The organism is Vibrio makurazakiensis (genome assembly GCF_050337375.1).
Classification (GTDB): domain Bacteria; phylum Pseudomonadota; class Gammaproteobacteria; order Enterobacterales; family Vibrionaceae; genus Vibrio; species Vibrio makurazakiensis.
Map to the genome: position 1 here is coordinate 1 of NZ_JAKJSW010000256.1, position 5,424 is coordinate 5,424.

Here is a 5,424-nt window from a genome sequence, read left to right on the forward strand (position 1 = left end):
CAATGGTACGGTACTCATGATACGCCTCCTATTAGAGGTAAATGATTTAATGTGTTCTAGCGCGTTAAGCTTCCTGTACTAACTGATTCCAAAGCGAATAGATTTATAAACTAATCACTTTCTGAACTAATACTTACCTAGATCTGATAAAGGGTGATTTTCGTCTGACCAAAGACTATTAAATAAAGTATCGATCACCTTGTTATCTACTTCATACAAGGATTCAAAAATCCAGTTGGGCTCTCCACACTTATCAATTAACCTTGCTCGAACGCCCTCTCTAAACTCCCCCAAAACTGAGCTTCTCACTGCCAAGTTGAGTTCTAATCTAAAACAATCAGCCAACGATAGATCGTGATATAGCTTAATTTGACGAAATAGAATATGCGCCGTTATTGGGCTGCCACTCAGCATTGATTTTTGCGCATTTTCAAGCCATTGAGCCTGACTTTCATCACCATGACTCGCTTCGATATCAAGTAAACTTTGTCGGATAAGCGCTAAGTCATCTCCACGACATGCAAATTCAATTTGTGGTAAATAGGAAAGCATTTGGTGCTTGGGTTTATGTAAACTGGCTTCTGACTTAAAGCCTTCAAGTAAACCGCTAAGCACAGAATAATGGTCTTCTTCTGCTTGCCACTGAGTAGATTGAAGTTGAGTAAACAACTCCGATTGGTGACCTTCTAACACTAGATAATCCGCTAAGTGAAGTTCAACGGCATCACTGGCATTCAGCATTGCTCCTGTCATGCCTAAAAACATCCCTACGCCCGACTCTAGGCGATTGAGGAACCATGTCCCACCAACATCAGGAAACAATCCAATCGTCACTTCTGGCATAGCTAAACGAGATTTAGGCGTCACTACTTTGTGGCTAGCCCCCATGAAAAGTCCCATACCACCGCCCATGACAATACCTTCGCCCCAGGCCAATATAGGCTTCGTATAAGTGTGGATTAGATAGTCACATTGATATTCTAAGGAGAAGTATTCGGTACAAAATTTTCGGACTTTTGTATGGTGTTGTTCATTCATCACCTTATACATGGTTCTTACGTCACCACCCGCACAGAATGCTTTGCCACCGCTTCCCAGAAGTAACACGCAAACAACTTTTTCATCGTTTTGCCATAGGTTTAATTGTCGGTTTAGCTGTTCTAACATTTCATAAGTGAGCGCATTTAAAGACTCTGGATTATCCAGCGTCGCAAGTGCTATGTAGTGCTGACCATCATGGCAATTCAGCAGCTCAAAATTGACCTTCCCTGCCATATAGACTCCTGATTATTGGTTTTTCCAATTAGGCTTACGTTTCTGTAAGAAGGCATTTACGCCTTCAGTTTGGTCTTGAGTATCAAATAGCTTCACAAACAACTCACGCTCTTTGATTAGCCCTTGCTGTAAACTCGATGAGCGAGAGTTTTGAATAAGAGATTTACACGCCGTTACTGAAGAGGGAGATTGATTAGCAACGGACTCAGCTAAGATTAGAGCGGTATCAAGCGCTTGACCCTTAGGGACAATTTCTTCTATCAAGCGAATATTCAACGCTTGCTCTGGCTTAACTTGTTCACCACATAAGATGATGCGTTTAGCCCAACCTTCACCGACCAAAGCCGTTAGGTTTTGCGTGCCACCAGCACAAGGCAACAACCCCACCTTTGCTTCCGGAAGAGCCATCAATGCTTGTTGTTCTGCAATCCTAATATCACACGCCAGCGCTACTTCCAGGCCTCCGCCCATCGYATAGCCATTAATAGCGGCAATTGAAACGCCCCGAAATGCGGATAGAACTTCAAAGGCTTCAGAGAATGCTCTCGCCATATCAAACGCAACTGTTTTATCACCGTCAGCAAACAAGTTTAAGTCCGCACCGGCAGAGAAAAATTTATCGCCCTGACCGGTAATCACCAAAGCATAAACTTGCTTATTTTCGTTAAGCGACAACACCGTTTGCTTCAATGTATTAAGGCTACTTTCTGTCCATGTATTAGCTGGCGGGTTATCCATTGTCACAACAGCAGTATGACCTCGAATATCTAGCTGTATTTTCGACGCTTCAGAGCTTCCGACACTTTCAACATTGTCTGAACCAATAGAGGAAGTAGGCATTGCATGACTCCTTTTTCTAATAACGCTAAGTCGCTAGTAAACTATTTACTTATTTATTTACTATCGCCTATTGAACGACTCAAACGAGTAATTATCCTTTACAACAAGCTAGCTTCATTCGCGAGTAGACGACGCGCGATAATTAAACGCATAATTTCGTTCGTTCCTTCAAGAATTTGGTGTACGCGAACATCTCGGAAATAGCGTTCTAACGGATATTCTTTGATATATCCGTAGCCACCATAAATTTGTAATGCCTGATCACAAACACGGAATCCAACATCAGTAGCAAAGCGTTTAGCCATCGCGCAGTAAGCGGTAGCCTCCGGATCTTGGTTATCCAGTTTACTCGCGGCATAACGAACAAGTTGACGAGCGGCCACAAGCTCTGTTGCCATATCAGCTAACTTAAATTGTAGCGCTTGAAATTGGCCTAAGCTTTGTCCAAATTGTTTACGCTCTTGCATGTATTGCGTTGCTTGATTCAAAGCTTGTTGCGCAGTGCCAATTGAACAGGTCGCAATATTAATTCGCCCACCGTCCAGCCCTTTCATGGCAAACACGAAACCTTGCCCTTCCTCACCAAGTAGGTTGCTATCAGGGATAGCGACATTTTCAAAGGTAATCGCACGTGTAGGTTGGCTATTCCAGCCCATTTTTGGCTCTTTTCGACCATAACTGACCCCCTCAGAATTCGCAGGTACGACAAAAGCTGATACGCCTTTTGCGCCCTTGTCAGAGTCACTATTCCCTGTTCTTGCCATTACGACCAAAACATCTGTTTCGCCAGCCCCTGAGATAAATGTTTTTCCGCCGTTTAATACATATTGATCACCACGTTTTACAGCAGAAGTGGTAAGAGCGGCGGCGTCTGAGCCCGCATTAGGTTCAGTTAAACAATACGATCCTAACCACTCTCCGGTGATCAGTTTCTCGCAGTACTCAGCCTTGGCTTGATCAGTGGCAAAGCTAGCGATCATCCAACTCACCATATTGTGAATTGTCATAAACGCCGTTGTAGAGGTACAGCCCATGGCAAGCTGTTCAAAGACGATTGAAGAATCCAAGCGGCTCAAACCCAAACCGCCTTGCTCTTCCGGCGTATACAAACTGAGAAAGCCCAACTCACCCGCTTCTTGCAAAACGTCTTTAGGGAAGATTTGTTTTTCATCCCACTCAGCAGCCATAGGGCTGAGCTTATCTAATGCAAATTGATAAGCTGTTTCTGAAAAAGCCCTTTGATCTTCATTTAATTCAAAGTCCATATACCCTCCTATCGCCAAATAGCCCTAACTTTTTATCTCTACTTAATTTGAGTTTCTACTTAAGCTGAATGGTGAGATTAGGCCCGCTAGGGATATCATCATCAAACCAACGTGAGGTGACGGTTTTCGTTTCCGTATAAAAACGCACGGCTTGTTTTCCATAAGCATGTAAGTCGCCGTAAAAGCTTCCCCGCCAGCCTGTAAATGAGAAAAAAGGCAAAGGAACCGGTATAGGAACATTTATGCCAACCTGTCCTACCTGAATCTCGTTTTGGTATTTACGTGCAGCAGCGCCGTTTGCCGTGAAGATGGACGTACCATTCCCATAAGGGTTGGCGTTTATTAGCGCAATCGCATCTTCTAGCGTCTCAACTTCTAAACAGACTAAAACAGGACCAAATATTTCTTGTTGATAGATGGACATGTCAGTCGTCACGCCACTAAATAACGTGGGGCCTACCCAGTATCCCTTAGGGTAGTTATCAACTGAACACTGACTACCGTCCAATTCACATACGGCCCCTTGCGCTTTTCCTTCTTCGATCAAACGGATGACTCGCTCTTTGGCTTGCTGGCTAATCAAAGGTCCATAACCCGCATTTTCGTCGTCCCAAGCGCCTGGCTGAACTTTCTCCATCTCTACTTTTAAATCAGGGATCCACTGCTTAGTTCCGCCGACAAAAACAGCGACTGAAATCGCCATACAGCGTTGGCCCGCAGCTCCTACAGAGGCTCCGACTAAATTATTCACCACCTGTTCTTTATTGGCATCTGGCATAATCACCATATGGTTTTTTGCGCCAGCGAAAGCTTGAACACGCTTAAAATGCTGCGTGCCTTGTTGGTAAATGTATTGAGCAACAGGCACAGAACCAACGAACGAAATAGTCTTGATATCTGGATGAGACAACAAGTAATCCACTTGCTCTTTCCGACCGTGAAGAATTTGCAGCACGCCTTTCGGGGCTCCCGCCTGTTCAAATAGCTCAGCCATACGAATTGAAGTTAATGGGACTTGCTCGGACGGTTTCAAAATGAAGGTGTTGCCACTGGCTATTGCAATAGGAAACATCCATAGCGGGATCATAGCTGGGAAGTTAAAAGGCGTTATCCCACAACATACACCTAGTGGTTGAATGATTGAGTAAGTATCAATATCTGTCGCAACATTTTCGACCATTTCGCCCATCATGTTACTTGCGATATTTGCCGCTTGCTCGACGACTTCAATTCCTCGCCATACATCACCTTTTGCATCGGCTAGAGTTTTACCTGTTTCTTGGGAAAGTAATGTTGCTAAGTCATCATGGTGCTCTTTTAGTAAATGTTGGTATCTCAGCATTAACCGAGCACGTTCAGGCAGCGAGACCTGCTTCCACGTTTTAAACGTTTTAGTAGCATGATTAACCGCGTCTTCCATTTCTAATTCAGTCGAACACGGAAGTTTTGCGATGACTTGATTCGTCGCAGGGTTTGTCACATCGACCCATTCTTGGGTTGTAGATTGACGAAACTCACCACCAATAAATAAGGGAACGGACTTCATCATTACTCTTCCTTTTGTAATGCTCTTTCGAGCTATGCCAAAAAACCATGTAACTCTTCAACAGGTAACCACTAAACAAATAATTAAAACTACAACGGGATTTCTACTCCTACCGCTGTTGCTTCTCCGCCACCAATACACACCGCGGCGACACCACGCATAACTTTCTTATGCTGATTATCATTCGCAGCCYGAAGCTGCTTAAGGCTATGAATCAAGGTCACGAGAATACGAGCCCCACTCGCTCCAATCGGATGGCCAAGCGCACACGCTCCCCCCTTAATATTGACATTAGCAGCGTCTAACCCAAGTTGATGTACCGCGATCTGTGTAACAACCGCAAAGGCTTCATTAATCTCCCATAGATCGACCTCATCGACTGACCAATCAAGTTTAGAAAGCAGCTGCTCAATGGCAAAAACTGGGGCGAGTGTAAACTCTGAGGGTTTTCTTGCGTGGCTGGCGTGAGCTTTCAAAATAGCCAAAGGTTTAAGCCCT

Annotated in this window: 4 protein-coding genes and 1 pseudogene; all 5 read right to left on the bottom strand. The window is 44.3% G+C overall.

Annotated elements, in window-relative coordinates; genetic code table 11:
- Positions 1-126: 126 nt before the first annotated feature.
- Complete coding sequence (locus L4C33_RS19350; RefSeq protein WP_428814035.1) at positions 127-1,275, bottom strand: enoyl-CoA hydratase/isomerase family protein; 1,149 nt, start codon at positions 1,273-1,275, stop codon at positions 127-129.
- 12 nt (positions 1,276-1,287) lie between these two features.
- Positions 1,288-2,115, bottom strand: a complete 828-nt coding sequence (locus tag L4C33_RS19355) for an enoyl-CoA hydratase (protein WP_428814036.1) — start codon at positions 2,113-2,115, stop codon at positions 1,288-1,290.
- A 98-nt stretch (positions 2,116-2,213) separates the two neighbouring features.
- On the bottom strand, positions 2,214-3,380 hold the full coding sequence (locus L4C33_RS19360; protein ID WP_428814037.1) for an acyl-CoA dehydrogenase family protein: 1,167 nt from the start codon (positions 3,378-3,380) through the stop codon (positions 2,214-2,216).
- Between the two features lie 55 nt (positions 3,381-3,435).
- Complete coding sequence (locus L4C33_RS19365; protein ID WP_428814038.1) at positions 3,436-4,929, bottom strand: CoA-acylating methylmalonate-semialdehyde dehydrogenase; 1,494 nt, start codon at positions 4,927-4,929, stop codon at positions 3,436-3,438.
- 86 nt (positions 4,930-5,015) lie between these two features.
- Positions 5,016-5,424, bottom strand: a pseudogene (locus tag L4C33_RS19370) (acetyl-CoA C-acetyltransferase); the annotation flags it as partial.

Excerpts from the sequence above, each read along its gene's own strand:
- L4C33_RS19350 (WP_428814035.1), bottom strand. The coding sequence starts at position 1,275 with ATGGCAGGGAAGGTCAATTTTGAGCTGCTGAATTGCCATGATGGTCAG.
- L4C33_RS19360 (WP_428814037.1), bottom strand. The coding sequence starts at position 3,380 with ATGGACTTTGAATTAAATGAAGATCAAAGGGCTTTTTCAGAAACAGCT.
- L4C33_RS19365 (WP_428814038.1), bottom strand. The coding sequence starts at position 4,929 with ATGATGAAGTCCGTTCCCTTATTTATTGGTGGTGAGTTTCGTCAATCT.